This is a genomic window from Bradyrhizobium sp. CCBAU 51765, assembly GCF_015291725.1.
Lineage (GTDB): Bacteria > Pseudomonadota > Alphaproteobacteria > Rhizobiales > Xanthobacteraceae > Bradyrhizobium > Bradyrhizobium liaoningense.
The window spans coordinates 4,750,381-4,764,129 of sequence record NZ_CP030038.1; the positions used below are offsets into that span (position 1 = coordinate 4,750,381).

Genomic DNA, 13,749 nt, shown 5'->3' on the forward strand with positions numbered 1-13,749 from the left:
AGCCTGGCGCATGGTAGCGGTCGCCCGCACAGGCACAAATCACAATGCATTCGTGATGGCGTGGAACTGTCTACAGGAGCTGCATGTCGAAGCGGTACGCCCGTTCGCGGGGCCCGAAATCCGCAGATCATCGAGCCGGATTGACAGACCCATATATCTGACTAAAGTCAGATATCATGCTCGATCCCGTTTCCCGCGTTCGCCGCTTCAATCGCGCAGTTACCTCCGCCGTCGGCGCGCTCGACACCTCGTTCCTGGGCCGTGGCCGGCCGCTCGGCGCAGCACGCGTGCTCAATGCGATCGGGCATGGCCGCTCCGACGTGGCGGAGATCCGTGATTATCTGGGCCTTGATTCCGGATTGATGAGCCGCCTCTTGCGCAGTCTTGAAGACGAAGGGCTGGTCGAGACCGAAGCGCATCAGGACGATGCGCGCCGGCGGGTCGCGACATTGACGCGGGCCGGCAAGCGCGAGTTCGCAGCCTACGAGGCGTTGTCCAACGCGCAGGCCGAGGGCCTCCTCACGCAGCATTCGCAACGCGATGCGCTGCTGGCGGCGATGGACCTGATCGCCTCGGCGCTGACGCGCGAGCGCGTAGCGCTGGACGAGATGGATCCCCGCTGCGAGGAAGCACGCTACTGCCTCGGCGAGTACTATGCCGAGCTCGGCCGCCGCTTCAGCCAGGGCTTCGACGTCTCGCTGTCGCGCGACCCCGACGCCAAGGACATGCGCCGCCCGCGCGGCAGCTTCATCGTCGCCATGTCGGACACGCTGCCGATCGGCTGCGTTGGATTGAAGGGAACCGACCACGGCTACGCCGAGATCAAGCGGCTGTGGGTGGCGCCTGCCGCGCGCGGATTGCGGCTCGGCCGCCGCCTGATGGATGTGGCCGAGAGCGCGGCGCGGGAACTCGGCATCACGCTGCTGCGGCTCGACACCAACAGCGCGCTTGCCGAAGCCGGTCAGCTCTATCGCAGCACAGGCTGGCGCGAGATCCCCCGCTTCAACGACGATCCCTATCCGGACCTCTTCTTCGAGAAGCGCCTCTGAGCCGGACCGGTTCGCGATGTCAGCGCGTTATGATCGAAACCCCAGGAGCTTCGATATGACGAGAGACGATCTTGCCGCGAACTACCGCGACTACATCACCTGCCTGAACCGGCGGGACTGGCCGTCCCTCGGACAGTTCGTGCATGACAAGGTTAACCACAACGCGCAGCCCCTCGGGCTGGCAGGCTATCGCGCGATGCTGGAACGGGACGTGCGAGAGATCCCGGACCTGCAATTCCACATCGAGATGCTGATCTCCGATCCTCCGCGCATCGCCGCCCGACTGAAGTTTGATTGCACGCCAGCCGGGACATTCATGGGTCTTGCGATCAATGGAAGGCGCGTGTCGTTCTGCGAGAACGTGTTCTACGAGTTTCATGACCGAAAGATACGGCAGGTCTGGTCGGTGATCGACAAGGCCGCGATCGAGGCGCAGCTCTGACGCCGCGCCTCGATCTCGAATTCACGCCGCCGCCGGCGCCGCCTCGCCTTGCGGCTTTGCGAACGGGCGGAACGTCATCGCCATCAGGAAGGCCCCTATGCCCATCGCCCAGGAGGCGATGTAGAGCCAGGCATAGCTGGAGAAGGCGTCGTAGATCAGGCCGCCCGCGAGCGGGCCGGTCGCCATGCCAAGGCTGCCGGCCATCGCCGTGCCGCCGATCACCGTGCCCATCATCTTGAGCGGGAAGTTTTCGCGGATCAGCACGGCATAGAGCGGCATGGTGCCGGCATAGATGAAGCCGAAGATGGCGCCGACCGCATAGAACGTCGTGAGCTGATGCGCGAAGACATAGGCGAGCGCGCCGAAAGCCTGCAGCAGCAGGCCCGAGACCAGCACGCGCTTGGCGCCGAAACGGTCGCCCATCAGGCCGAAGGCGATGCGGCCGCCGAGACCGGCAAAGCCTTCGATGCTGTAGATCGTCACCGCCGCGACCAGCGGAATGCCGCAGCTCACGGCATAGCTGACGGTGTGGATGATCGGGCCGGAATGGGTCGCGCAGCAGAAGAAGTTGGTGGCGAGCAGGATGAGGAATTGCGGCGAGCGCAGCGCCTCGCCCATCGACATCTCGTCCTGTGTAGCGCCCTCGCCTGCTTGTACCGCCGCGGCCTGCGCCAGCGCGGGCGGACGGCGCACCAGGAACGAAGCCGGGATCATGATGGCGCCCACCACCAGCGCGACGACCTGCAGCGAGGTGCGCCAGTCGTGGCCGGAGACGAGCCAGGCCGCCAACGGCGACATCGTCATCGGCGCCATGCCCATGCCGGCGGAGACCAGCGACACCGCGAGCCCGCGATTGGTGTCGAACCAACCGGTGACGGTCGCCATCATCGGCGCGAAGATGGCCGCACAGGCCGCTCCGACCAGGAGGCCGAACACGAACTGGAACACGATCAGCGACGTCGCATAACTTGCCGCGAACAGGCTGAGCGTCAGCACGACCGATCCCGTCAGCACGACCGGCAGCGGCCCGAACCGGTCGGACAGCGTGCCCCAGACCATGCTGGTGAAGGCCATCGCCAGAAAGCCGATCGTCATCGCGCTGGAGATGCCCGTTACCGACCAGCCGGTGTCCTTCGCGATCGGCTGCAGGAACACCGGCAGCGAAAACATGCCGCCGATCGCGACACAGCCGAGCACGCCGCCGGCGGCGACGATCACCCAGCGATAATTCGAAGAAGGCATTTCGGTCTCCGGTCAGGTCTGTCTCGCCTGGAAGACGAACGGGAACCGTGCCGACCGACAGGCTGATGCCATTTTTTGTCGCAGGGTTTCCCGACCCGAACAAAACACGAAAAACAACCCCATGCACAGTAGCGGGCCCTCGCGCGATCAATGACTTGCGAGGGCGGTGTTCGCAGCGGGGCCACGATTGACACGTCAGGCAAAACACCGGGACGATGGCACCGTCCCCGTGAGAGCATCGCGCTCAGATGAGCGGATTTGGGCGGCCCGTTCGTGCACATGGATGATATCCAGCCCGCGCTCAATCCACCACCAACACGACCTTTCCGAATCCTCCACCGCGCTCCACGCTGCGATGGGCGTCGGCGGCAAGTTCGAGCGGAAACACCCGGTCGACTAACGGTTTCAGCCTTCCCGACGCAAACAGCGGCAAGAACCCTTCAGCGAAACGACGGACCATCGCCCGCTTCTCGTCCATGCTTCGCGATTTCATGACGGTGCCCACCAATTGCAGGTGGTTGTGGAGCAGCAGATTGAGCGGAATCGAGGTGGCGTGCTTACCGCTCAAAATGCCGACTTGAACCAAAGTTCCGCCAGGCCGAAGGCTGCGAAGGTTGCGCGGCAGGTAATCGCCGCCGACGAAATCGATCACGACGTCAACGCCGCGATGATCGGTAAGCCTCGCGACGACACTTTCGAAATCGTCGGCACGATAGTCGATCACGGCGGCTGCGCCGATGCTGCCGACGGCCGCCAACCGCGAAGCGCTCGCCGTTGCGTAAACGGTGGCGCCGAGCGCATGGGCAACCTGCACGCAGGCGGAGCCCACTCCGCCCGCGGCACCGTGAACCAGGACGGTTTGACCTTGCCCGACGCCCGCAACATGTGAGACCGATTCGACGGCCGTGACGAATGATTCCATGATCGCCGCGCCCTCGACGAACGAGAGATTGCCTGGAATCCCGATGGCCATGCGACGGTCGACCCGGGCGAATTCGGCATACGCCCCCCCGCCGACGATTGCCATCACACGCTGCCCGATCGATACGTCGTCGACTTCGCTGCCGACGCCAACGACTTCACCGGCCAGTTCGAGGCCAAGCAGGGTGCTCTCGCCAAAGCCCTGGTTGCCGTAGGCGCCGTTTCGCTGGAGAATATCCGCGCGGTTGACGCCTGCCGCCTTCACACGCACCAGCAGGTCGTGGGGACGAACCTCCGGCCTCGGCACTTCGGCCAAGCGGAGAACCTCCGCCGGACCGAAGCCGTCATAGACGATGCCTTTCACTTTGCCTGCCCCTGTGTGTGGGCCTTGGCGCGCCGCGCGATGCTGGCGGCGAATAACGGCGTCTCGCGGCGATTGTGGTCGCTTCCGGCCGCTTGGCGGGCGTTGGCGGCGTCTTCGAAGGAAATGCCGTGCTTGTCCAGGAATGCCATGAAGACATCGGTCGGATGTGCCGTGACGCTGTTCGTATAGCGTGTGCGCCCGTCATCGATGGTTTCGGCCTTCAGTTCCCAGATCACGTTGACCTGGGTCCGGCCATTTGTCGTAAACACGTCCGAGATTGAATTCATCCGGCAGTAGGTCTTGCCGGCCTGTTCCGCGACGTAGTGTTGGATCACCAGCCCGGTGCCGATCTGCTCGACGTTGATCATCATGCGGCGTCCGTCGTCTGTGGTGCTAACGCCGGCCGCAATGTGATCGGGCGGGCAGCAGCGCAGATATTCGGCTTCGGAGAGCGTGAACAGCCATTCGGCGATGTCCACCCGGTCGAGCGGCATATCAATCACCGCGGTATAGGCCGATTGCGACAGGATGCGATCGAGAACCTTCATGATAATCTCCTTTCATTCAAGGGCTTGGGCCAGCAAGGCCCGCCTTCGAGAGAGGAGATACGGCCTTTGAGGATTGGTGATAATGAACGTTGAGCTCGAAACCCTTTTGCGAAAGGCGCAAAGATGAAAGACCCGCGTTTTGCGGAACATCTGGCCATCTATGTTGACGTGGTTCGTGGCGGGAGTTTCTCCAGCGCCGCACGTCATCGCGGTGTGACACCCTCATCCATCGTCAGGCAGATCGACGCGCTCGAGCACAGCGTCGGGGTGCCCCTGCTGGTGCGCTCGACACGCGCGCTCGCGGTGACCGACGCCGGAGAACGACTGTTCGAACGCGCGCAGCGGTTGCTCGACGACCTTGCCGACACGCACGCCGAGATCGCCGCTTTCGATGGTGCGGTCGCTGGTGTTCTTCGCCTTGCCTGCTTTCCCACCTTTGGCAAGCGCTACGTGATCCCTACCCTGGAAACGGTCATGCGGGATCATCCCGGCCTTACGGTCGAGCTCGATCTCACGGAGAGGCTCGCTGATCCCGTCCTGGAGCGGCTCGATGCAGTGATCCGGATCGGCGAACTCGCCGACAGCACTCTCATCGCGACCAAGCTGGCATCGCAGAACAGGATGCTGGTCGCCGCTCCTGCTTATCTCGATCGTCACGGCATACCGACCGAAACGAAAGACCTCGCCGGCCATCGACTAGTCGACAAATTGCACGGCGCCGACCTGCTGGGCTGGACGGACGTGCTTGGTCACCCGGCGGGCGCAGCGCCCGGGCCGCAAGCCGTGTTTCGGTGCGACGACTTCGAAGCGATGCGGCTCGCGGCACTCGCCGGCATCGGCATCGCATTCCTGGCAGACTGGGTTGTCGGAACGGACATACACGCCGGTTCATTGACACGAATCCTGCTCGACGACGAACGGTGGAATGAGGCAAAGGCCGGCGTGTATCTGTTGCGAGCTCTGGCCCAGCCGTCTGCCAAACTGACGATCCTGACTGCCGCGTTGCGGAATTCAATCGGGTCGCCGCCGGTGTGGGCGTAGCATCGACGCCAATTACATCATGACCACCCGCCCCATCGTCTGTCCCTGAATTCAGGAAATCCCTCCATGCCGAAGATCGACATTGCTGCCGTGCCGGCCCGGAAGGGCTCTGGCTATCCGGTGCCCTTCAACGCGCCTTGCGCCGAGCGCATTCGCAAGCGTCTCGGCGATGCCGGCGGTCTGAAGGATTTCGGCGTCAACCTGATGCGCCTGCCGCCGGGCGCGTGGTCGAGCCAGCGGCACTGGCATTCGCACGAGGACGAGTTCGTCTACATCCTCGAAGGCGAGGTGACGCTGATCGAGGATGGCGGTGAAACCGTGCTGCGCGCCGGCGATTGCGCGGCCTTCCCCAAGGCAAGCGGCAACGGCCATCACATGATCAACAGGTCGAATGCAACGGCTGCCTATCTCGAGGTCGGCTCGCGCTCGCAAGCCGACCTCATCACCTGCTCCGACATCGACATGATGAGCCCGGCATCCGACGGCCGCTTCCTGCACAAGGACGGCACACCCTATCCGGACGCGTGAAGCGTCGGGAGCAACGCCTCACATGGCCGCGCTGCGGCGCCACGTGCTGACGGTGAGCCAAACCGCCGAGACGAGGAAGTAGAGCGCGCCGACCGCAGCATATCCCGCGACGTTCGCGATCGATGGCACCGCGGGCATCGAGGCCTGGAAGATGAAGAAGCCGCCCGCCAGCGCCGACTGGCCGCCGCTGAGCACCATGGCCCATTGCGCACCGAAACGCTTCCAGCGGCGCACGGCCGTGCCGAGTTGCAGCAATCCGGACAGGATCGCCCAGGCCCCGAAGATTCCGAGCACCCAGTTCATGCTCACCTGCAAGGCCAGAATGACCGCGATGGCGGTCGCCAGGCTGACCAGCACGTTCAGGCCCTGCGTGCGGTTCTGGTTCAAGCCGCCGCTGGAGAGCGCGTCGAGATAATTGGCGGCAGCGTCCCAGGCCGGATAGGCGACGAGCAACGCCGCTGCGATCACCGCGGACGTCGGCGCGATCACGAACGCCGCGATGACCCAGGCGACGGAAAACGCGGCACGCAGGAAGTAGTATTGCTTCAGCCATTGCGCCTGGTCGGCCGCCTCCAAAGCGATCTCATGATCTTTCATTTGCCTTCTCCTTACCTACTAGTTGGTAGTTTGCATGCAACGCGGAAGCGCGGGGCCGCCCTGAGCGGAACAGGCCTGTGTCGACCTCGTCAGTGCCTGGTGGAAAGCCGGTCCAGCAGCGGCCGGATGATGGTTCCGAACATCTTTGGATCGCCATAAGCGCGCGCCGACAGCATCGCGCCGTGAACGGTCGCCATGAATCCCTCGGCCTCGACCCGCGCCGTGCTGGCGAGATGGAGCCGTCCCTGCCGCTTGCCGCGCTCCATGACCGATGCCAGCCAGGATGCCAGGAAACGGAAGTGCGCGCGGACTTCGAGCGCCACCTCCTCAGGCAGGATGGGAAGCTCGCTGGCCAGGAGCGCGCACACGCAGAAGGGAGCCGTCGCGTCCTTGATGCACGCCTCCCAATACCCCACGTAGTTTCTGAGCTGGTCGGCGGGGTCAGCGACATTCCGTTCGAGCGCCGACAATCCGGCCTGGGCCTCCTCGCGATAGCGCGACACGAGGGTGCGGACCAGATCGACCTTGCTGGCGAAATGGTGGTGGACGCTCGGCTTGCGGATACCCACGACATCGGCGATGTCGGCGTAACTGAAGCCATTATAGCCCCCCGCGATGATCAGCGTGCGGGCGCAGGCAAGAATGTCGTCGGCGGTCGAGGAAACGGTGCTCATGGAGCTTAGCTACCTTCCAGTAGGTAGGCAGTCAAGCCGGGGATGCTTCAATGATCCGTGAGTGAGTGGTAGGAGCCTGCATGACCATCCGCCCGATCGTGCGCTATCCGGACCGCCGGCTCGCGCTGCCGGCCCACCCCGTCAGCGCCTTCGACGAGTCCTTGCGCGACCTCGCGAACGACTTGCTCGAGACCATGCGTGCCGCGCCCGGCATCGGCATCACCGCGCCGCATATCGGCGTGCCCTTGCGGGTCGTGGTGCTGGAGCTCGACGCCAAGGACGGCGCGCGCACTTACGTCAATCCGGAGATCACGTGGGCCTCGCCCAAGATGATCCTGCACCGCGAGGGCAGCGTGTCGATGCCTGGGGTCAACGACGAGGTGCAGCGCCATGCGCGGGTGCGGATCAGCTTCCAGGATCTCGATGGCAATATGCAACATGAGGAATCGGACGGCTTGCGCGCAGTGTGCCACCAGCACGAGATCGATCAGCTCGACGGCATGTTCTGGCTCCAGCGGCTGTCGCGGCTGAAGCGCGAGCGGCTGGTGAAGAAGTTCGAGAAGTTGTCGAGATCTTGAGGGGATCAGCGAGGTGAATTCGCTATCCGCCCCAGCCGGGGGCTAGACGGATGGACTACGCCAGCGGCCTGCGCTCTTGCGCAGCCGCTGGCCCCCTCACACGCTCAGATCATCCCGCGTTGCCGGGTACGGGCGTGTTGAGCAGCTGCTGCTCCCACAGGTACGCGATGCCGCTACCGCCGGCATGTTGGGTGATCACCTTCGTCAGCGCGGCAGCTTGATCGGTTCGAGCCCAGTCGCGCTGCCATTCGGCCGCGAGCGCCAGCCAGGTCATCATGTTCACGCCCGCCGCGATCATGCGCTGGATTGCGACCTGGTGGGCCTCCACCGAAACGGCGCCAGAGGCGTCGGTGATCACCGTTACATCCCAGCCTTCGCCACGGGCTTGAATCGCCGGCATCGCAACGCAAACTTCGGTCCACAGGCCGGCAATGATGAGCTGCTTGCGGCCCGTTGCTTTGACCGCGTCCACCACCTTTCGATCCTCCCAGGTGTTGATGAACGTCCGGTCGATGACTTCCTGGCCGGGGAAAACGTCCGTGATCTGAGGGAAAAGGAGACCACCCCGTTCAGCGATCACCGTGGTCAGGATCGTGGGAACGCCGAAGGCTTTGGCGGCCTTCGCCAGACCGGCGGTGTTGTTGATCACCATCTGCGGTTCATGGCTGTTCACGTTCGCAAGCTGGTAAGGCTGATGGTCGATCAGAACGAGCACGGAGTCTTCGGGACGAAGAAGCGAAGCAAGGCCGTTACGAAAAGTCATCGTTGCATCCTTTACTGCCGTTGTGAGCGGCACTGGTATTTCGAAGACGTACGCCAGCAGCGACGTAGCCGACGCCCAGATTGGTGTTCCCGGACGCGACACGGTAGTCTCGCGGTGAGGTACACCGTGTCGCGGAACGAGGGACGCTGAATTGGATATTCAAGACATACGGACGTTCGTCGAAATCGCCGACGCCGGGGGAATCTCGTCCGCCGCGGCCCGGCTGGGCGTCGCCAAATCGATCGTCAGTCGTCGGCTGCTCCGGCTTGAAGCGGAGCTTGGCGTCCAACTGCTTGCAAGAACGACACGCGGGGCTGCTCTCACGGAAGCCGGCGTCACTTTCCGAGACCATGCCGCCAGAGTCAGCGCCGAGATCGACGCAGCGATGGAGGCAGTTCTACCCGCCGGAGACTTGCGCGGCCGCTTGCGAGTTGCAGTGCCGCTTTCTTTCGGCCCGATCCACTTCGCTCCCATCCTTGCGGAAATGGCCCGACGCCATCCCCATCTTCAGATCCAAACCTGCTACAGCGATCGGTTCGTCGATCTCATCGCAGAAGGATATGATTGCGCGATACGCGTTGGCTATCTTCAGGACTCCAATCTGATCGCAAGACGCGTCGGACCTGTCTATGGGAAGCTCGTCGCGAGCCCGGACTACATCAAGGCCCATGGGTCGCCTGAATCGCCTGAGGAACTCCTCGCCCATGAAGCCCTCATGCAGGGCACCGAAGTGTGGCAACTCATGGATGGCGACAAGATCCTCACGGTGCGTCCGCAGGGTCGTTTCAAGGCCGACAATGGCACAGCTCTGGTCTTCGCTGCGCTGGCAGGACTTGGGATCGCCTGTCTTCCCGACAGGCTCACCCATGAATACGTGGCCTCCGGCGCGCTTGTGCCGGTCATGACACGATATCCCCCGGCTCCGGCGGGTGCATATGTGATCCGCCCGCCGGGCCAGCATCCCGCACGGAAGATACGGGTCCTCACCGAGTTGCTGATCGAGTATTGCGAGCCGGCCCCGCAGCCCGCGTAACCTCGCTCCTCACGCCCAGTTCGCGATCACCTCAAGCTCTTTTCCCGCTCCTTTTGGTGAGCGGCGCGTTGCGACGCTCACGTTTGCCGCGCGCGATCTCGGTGGCCAGCGCGTCGAGCTTCGGCTCCCAGAAATTCCTGAACTGACCGATCCAGGCATCGACCGCTTGCAGCCCCGCCACGTCCACCGAATAGAGGCGCCTTTGCGCCTCCGCCCGAACGCTTGCAAACCCGCTCTCGCGCAGCACCTTGAGGTGCTGCGAGACGGCCGCCTGGGAGATGCCGAACTCGGCCCCGATCACTTCGACGACCTCGCCGGACGCCATCTCCTTGAGGCCGAGCAGCTCGAGGATGCGACGACGCACGGGATCGGCGAGGACTTCGAAGGCGTGCATCAGCTTCCTGTGCCCGGATGCGTGATGTCGGGCGGCATCTCGCCGCGATAGAACGCAATGGTGCGGTCCGAGCGCTGCTTCGCCGTGTCTGGATCGATCCCGCTCGCGACATGCGCCGCACGCCAATATTCGCCGCTTGCCGTCATGAAGTCCTTGCCCTCGGGCGAGACCATCCAGGCCTCGGCCGTCTCGTGGTCGACCGACGCCCCGGTCGCAAGATATCGCTCCAGTCCCGCAAGCGCGAGGTCCCAACCGATGCCCACCGCACCGGGGCCGAACTGATTCCAATGATCCTCGATGATCGCGGTGTGCTCAAGCGTCAGGCGCGCCTGGCTTCGTTCTGCCGACAGCTTGACGTCGATCCAGCTCGTCGCGCCACCGAACTCCCATGTCGCGGCGAAATGGGTCGGCGGCGTACAGGCCGTGATGGTGCCGCCCGCATTGCCCTTGACCTGATACCTTCCGCCGAGCTGGAGGTCTCCCTCGACCGGCGCGAACCAGCGCGGGATGCGCTCCCTGCTGGTCACGGCGTCCCAGAGATCGTCGAGGCCGGTGTCGTAGAGACGCGTCAGAGTCACCGCGCTGGCCGGCTTCCCGTCCTTCTCAAAGCTCCTCACCGAGCGCGTCACAAGTCCCAAGACTCTGGCGACGTCGATCTGCATTGCGTTTCTCCTTGCTTCCCTCAAGGAGGAATATCAATCGTTACTAATATAAGTCAACACTAATATTAAGCCGCGCCGCTGCGTCAAACCGCCTCGTGAGGCGATGCGAACAAAATGCCTGCCCAGGCGTCTATCGGTGCCCACCCCGCAAGCGCGCACAAGACGGAATGAATTCATGAAAGTTCGCAAATTCGCCATCTCCGACGCTTCGCTCGAGCGCTCGCCGGGACAGGACGGCGATATCTTCGTCGGCAACCTGGTCGACCAACGTCACGGCGGACCGATCACGATCGGCTTCGGGCGTTACGCACCGAACCAGACTCTCGAGGAGACGATGAGCGTCGACGATGTCATGATCGTCCTCGAGGGGAAGCTCTCGGTCACGAGCGACGGCGACACCGTCAGCGCGGGTCCCGGCGAGATCGTCTACATGCCGAAAGGTGAGACCGTCACCATCCGCTCGCACGAGCAAGGCGCTCTCACGGCCTACGTCACCTATCCGCACTGGCAGGAGGCGCATGAGGCGCGAGCTCGTGGCAACCGTTGATGTCACCTGCCCGCCCGCTGCGATCCAGCGAGACAGGGCCCGACCCAGAGACCGCTATTTCAGCGGGAGAAACAGTTCCGCGACGGTCTCGTGCTCAGGCACCTCCGGGAAGAAGCTCAGCCGCTGGCAATAGATCGGGAAGTCGCGCACTTCCTCGCCGCTGCCCGGCAGCCAGTCGCGATAGAAGTAGAGCGCGGCCGGCTCCAGATTGTCGGTGTAGCCGACGACACGCAGCACCGCGCAGCGTCCGCCTGGGATCTCGCCGGCCTTGATCCCGTCGCCATCAGCCGCGATCGGCTGCTCGGTGCCGACACAAAGATCCACGCTGTAATCGGCCGGGCGCGCAGGACGCCGCTCGGAACGCCAGACGTTGAAGGTCGGGTTTGTGCTGGGGTGCAGGCCCGCCGCCTTCCGCCACGCGATGAAGCGCTGGATGGTGGCGGGAAGCGTCGCCGGGTCGCCCCGATGCTCCATGATCGCCACCCTTGTGGTGGGCACATCGCGGATCGTCACGTCGTCAGTCGTGAAAGTTCTCTGCATGAGCTTGCTCCTCGCGATATCGAGAGGCCCGAAGGCCGCAAGCCACGGCTCCCACTCGGGAGAGTTCCGGAACGACGATGGCGATTGCCCGAACCGTTGCCGGAAGGCGCGGGCAAAGGCATCCGGTGCTTCGTAGCCGGCATCCATCGCAATGTCCGTGACGCTTTGGGCGTCGGCGAAGGCGAGCTGATGCGACGCGCGCTTCAGACGGGCCAGCTGGACGTAGCGGTGCACTGACAGCCCGAAGGTCGCCGTGAACTGCCGGTGGAAATGGAATTTCGAGAAGGCCGCAACAGCGCTCAAACTTTCCAGGTCCAGATCATCGTCGAGATGCCGGTCGATATGGTCCAGCACCCGACGCATCCGGGCCTGATAGTTTTGCATCGCCGCCTTCATCGTCCCTCCTCCGTGGCGGGGCTCATCTAGGCGTGAACGGCCGTGGCGTGCTCGACCGATCTTGCGGTTTTAGGCACACTGTCGTTGCCCGACTGGCCTGGGCGATGACAGCGAGTGCGTGACGGACGACGCGCCCTACCCGCGCGCCATCAGCGCCTTCGCCAGCGCCATATACGCCGGCAGCGTCACGGGGTCGTTGGCGGCGTTGCCCGCCATGGGGTGCGAGGCGTAACGGGCGATCACCATCTCGGCCCTGGGATCGATGTAGATGCCCTGGCCGTAGACGCCGCGCGCCATGTAGGCGCCGTGGGAGTTGTGGGTGACCCACCATTGATTGCGGTAGGACGCGCCCGGCAGCGTGGTGTAGCCGGCCGGCTTGAATTTCTCGGGGTCGCCGCCGCGCGCGATGTCCTCGACAACCGTTGAAGGCACGATCTGGCGGCCGTTGAAGCGGCCGTGATTGCGCATGGTTTCGCCGAAGCGGGCGAGATCGCGCAAAGTCGTGGAGAGACCGCCGCCGCCGCTCTCGGTGCCGATGCGGTCGACGTGATAATACGCGTCCTCCTCCGCGCCCATCGGCTGCCAGATCCGCTCGGACAAGAACTCCGACAGCGTCATGCCGCTGGCGCGCCGGATGATCCAGGCCAGCACGTCGGTGTTGACGGTCTTGTAGGCGAAGGCCTTGCCGTGCTCGCCCTGCTTCTTCTGCGCGATGAGGAAATCGAAGATGGTGGTCGGGCCGTCATAATCCGCCGGGATCGGCGCCATGCCGTTGGCGCGCCGCAGGCCCCACACGTCCGAATTCTTGTCGGTGTAGACCTCGGTGTAGAGAAGCCCCGTGGTCATATCCATGACCTCGTGCACGCGCGCGTCGCCGAACGCGCTCGCCTTCAGCTCCGGCACGTAGTCCGTCACCGGTGCCTGCGGATCGATCTTGCCCTCGGCGACCAGAATGCCGGCGAGCACGCCGGTGAACGACTTCGTCACCGACATCCCGATATGCGGCTTGTGCGGCTGCAGCGCGCCGAAATAGCGCTCATAGATCAGCCTGCCCCGATGCAGCACGGCGATGCCGTCGGTGTACGTCTCCTCCAGCATCTTTGCGAAGGTCATGGGCCGGCCGTCCATCGTGGTCGAGGCGACCGCGCCGATGTCGTGGTCCGCGCACGGCAGCACCGACGCAGGCCCTGCCCCGCGCCAGACGTTCACCGTCGGCACCAGCTGGCGGATGTTGCTCCATGCCCAGCGCAGTTCGGGGAAGCTGCGGAACGAGCCGTTCTGGAAGGTGATGGTGCGGTCGGGTGCCGGCGGGAAGCCGCGCATCCAGCCGAGGGTTTCGGGGTCGGTGGCGGCGGCAGTGGCGGATGACTGGCTGGCAGCAGTAGCGACGGACATGAAGGCGAGCTCCGGAGGGGACCATACGGATCACC

17 protein-coding genes are annotated in these 13,749 nt (G+C 64.2%); 7 read left to right on the plus strand and 10 right to left on the minus strand.

The features are described 5' to 3' along the window. Positions 1–176 precede the first annotated feature (176 nt). Together XH96_RS22830 and XH96_RS22835 are read left to right on the plus strand one after the other, a co-directional pair. Complete coding sequence (locus XH96_RS22830) at positions 177–1,049, plus strand: bifunctional helix-turn-helix transcriptional regulator/GNAT family N-acetyltransferase (RefSeq protein WP_194387761.1); 873 nt, start codon at positions 177–179, stop codon at positions 1,047–1,049. A 55-nt stretch (positions 1,050–1,104) separates the two neighbouring features. Beyond that, positions 1,105–1,491 carry an ester cyclase gene (locus XH96_RS22835; protein ID WP_194387762.1) on the plus strand — a complete coding sequence of 129 codons (387 nt, stop codon included), beginning with the start codon at positions 1,105–1,107 and terminating at the stop codon, positions 1,489–1,491. Positions 1,492–1,512: 21 nt separating this feature from the next. Here the strand turns inward: XH96_RS22835 and XH96_RS22840 are convergent, their stop codons facing one another. The 3 genes from XH96_RS22840 to XH96_RS22850 form a co-directional block, all read right to left on the minus strand. Continuing rightward, positions 1,513–2,733 carry an MFS transporter gene (locus XH96_RS22840; protein WP_194387763.1) on the minus strand — a complete coding sequence of 407 codons (1,221 nt, stop codon included), beginning with the start codon at positions 2,731–2,733 and terminating at the stop codon, positions 1,513–1,515. 301 nt (positions 2,734–3,034) lie between these two features. Beyond that, complete coding sequence (locus tag XH96_RS22845) at positions 3,035–4,018, minus strand: NAD(P)H-quinone oxidoreductase (RefSeq protein ID WP_194387764.1); 984 nt, start codon at positions 4,016–4,018, stop codon at positions 3,035–3,037. Next, positions 4,015–4,566 carry a hypothetical protein gene (locus tag XH96_RS22850; RefSeq protein WP_194387765.1) on the minus strand — a complete coding sequence of 184 codons (552 nt, stop codon included), beginning with the start codon at positions 4,564–4,566 and terminating at the stop codon, positions 4,015–4,017. The genes XH96_RS22845 and XH96_RS22850 overlap by 4 nt, the downstream gene beginning before the upstream one ends. A 123-nt stretch (positions 4,567–4,689) precedes the next feature. On the opposite strand from XH96_RS22850, the gene XH96_RS22855 reads away from it, so the two are divergent. Next, entirely contained in the window at positions 4,690–5,607 is a 918-nt protein-coding gene (locus tag XH96_RS22855; protein ID WP_194387766.1) for a LysR family transcriptional regulator, read from the plus strand. Between the two features lie 66 nt (positions 5,608–5,673). Then, the gene (locus XH96_RS22860) at positions 5,674–6,135 is read left to right on the plus strand and encodes a cupin domain-containing protein (RefSeq protein WP_194387767.1); all 462 of its coding nucleotides are present in this window, start codon (positions 5,674–5,676) and stop codon (positions 6,133–6,135) included. Between the two features lie 18 nt (positions 6,136–6,153). Here XH96_RS22860 and XH96_RS22865 read toward each other — a convergent pair whose 3' ends face one another. Further along, positions 6,154–6,732, minus strand: a complete 579-nt coding sequence (locus XH96_RS22865) for a DUF308 domain-containing protein (protein ID WP_194387768.1) — start codon at positions 6,730–6,732, stop codon at positions 6,154–6,156. Positions 6,733–6,821: 89 nt separating this feature from the next. Next, the gene (locus XH96_RS22870; RefSeq protein ID WP_194387769.1) at positions 6,822–7,406 is read right to left on the minus strand and encodes a TetR/AcrR family transcriptional regulator; all 585 of its coding nucleotides are present in this window, start codon (positions 7,404–7,406) and stop codon (positions 6,822–6,824) included. An 80-nt stretch (positions 7,407–7,486) separates the two neighbouring features. Here XH96_RS22870 and XH96_RS22875 point away from each other — a divergent pair, with 80 nt between their 5' ends. Further along, positions 7,487–7,984, plus strand: a complete 498-nt coding sequence (locus tag XH96_RS22875; RefSeq protein WP_194387770.1) for a peptide deformylase — start codon at positions 7,487–7,489, stop codon at positions 7,982–7,984. A gap of 109 nt (positions 7,985–8,093) precedes the next feature. Here XH96_RS22875 and XH96_RS22880 read toward each other — a convergent pair whose 3' ends face one another. Then, entirely contained in the window at positions 8,094–8,747 is a 654-nt protein-coding gene (locus XH96_RS22880; protein WP_194387771.1) for a hydrolase, read from the minus strand. 151 nt (positions 8,748–8,898) lie between these two features. Between XH96_RS22880 and XH96_RS22885 the strand changes: the two genes are divergently transcribed. Beyond that, positions 8,899–9,780 (plus strand): LysR family transcriptional regulator, encoded by an 882-nt coding sequence (locus XH96_RS22885; protein WP_194387772.1) that lies wholly within the window; start codon positions 8,899–8,901, stop codon positions 9,778–9,780. A gap of 31 nt (positions 9,781–9,811) precedes the next feature. Here XH96_RS22885 and XH96_RS22890 read toward each other — a convergent pair whose 3' ends face one another. Together XH96_RS22890 and XH96_RS22895 are read right to left on the minus strand one after the other, a co-directional pair. Further along, entirely contained in the window at positions 9,812–10,174 is a 363-nt protein-coding gene (locus XH96_RS22890; RefSeq protein WP_194387773.1) for a helix-turn-helix transcriptional regulator, read from the minus strand. Then, complete coding sequence (locus tag XH96_RS22895) at positions 10,174–10,836, minus strand: SRPBCC family protein (protein ID WP_194387774.1); 663 nt, start codon at positions 10,834–10,836, stop codon at positions 10,174–10,176. The genes XH96_RS22890 and XH96_RS22895 overlap by 1 nt, the downstream gene beginning before the upstream one ends. Before the next feature lie 175 nt (positions 10,837–11,011). Here XH96_RS22895 and XH96_RS22900 point away from each other — a divergent pair, with 175 nt between their 5' ends. After that, positions 11,012–11,383 (plus strand): AraC family ligand binding domain-containing protein, encoded by a 372-nt coding sequence (locus tag XH96_RS22900; protein WP_194387775.1) that lies wholly within the window; start codon positions 11,012–11,014, stop codon positions 11,381–11,383. 54 nt (positions 11,384–11,437) lie between these two features. Here XH96_RS22900 and XH96_RS22905 read toward each other — a convergent pair whose 3' ends face one another. Then, complete coding sequence (locus XH96_RS22905) at positions 11,438–12,319, minus strand: GyrI-like domain-containing protein (RefSeq protein WP_194387776.1); 882 nt, start codon at positions 12,317–12,319, stop codon at positions 11,438–11,440. Between the two features lie 135 nt (positions 12,320–12,454). Beyond that, positions 12,455–13,714, minus strand: a complete 1,260-nt coding sequence (locus XH96_RS22910; protein WP_194387777.1) for a serine hydrolase — start codon at positions 13,712–13,714, stop codon at positions 12,455–12,457. Positions 13,715–13,749: the final 35 nt, after the last annotated feature.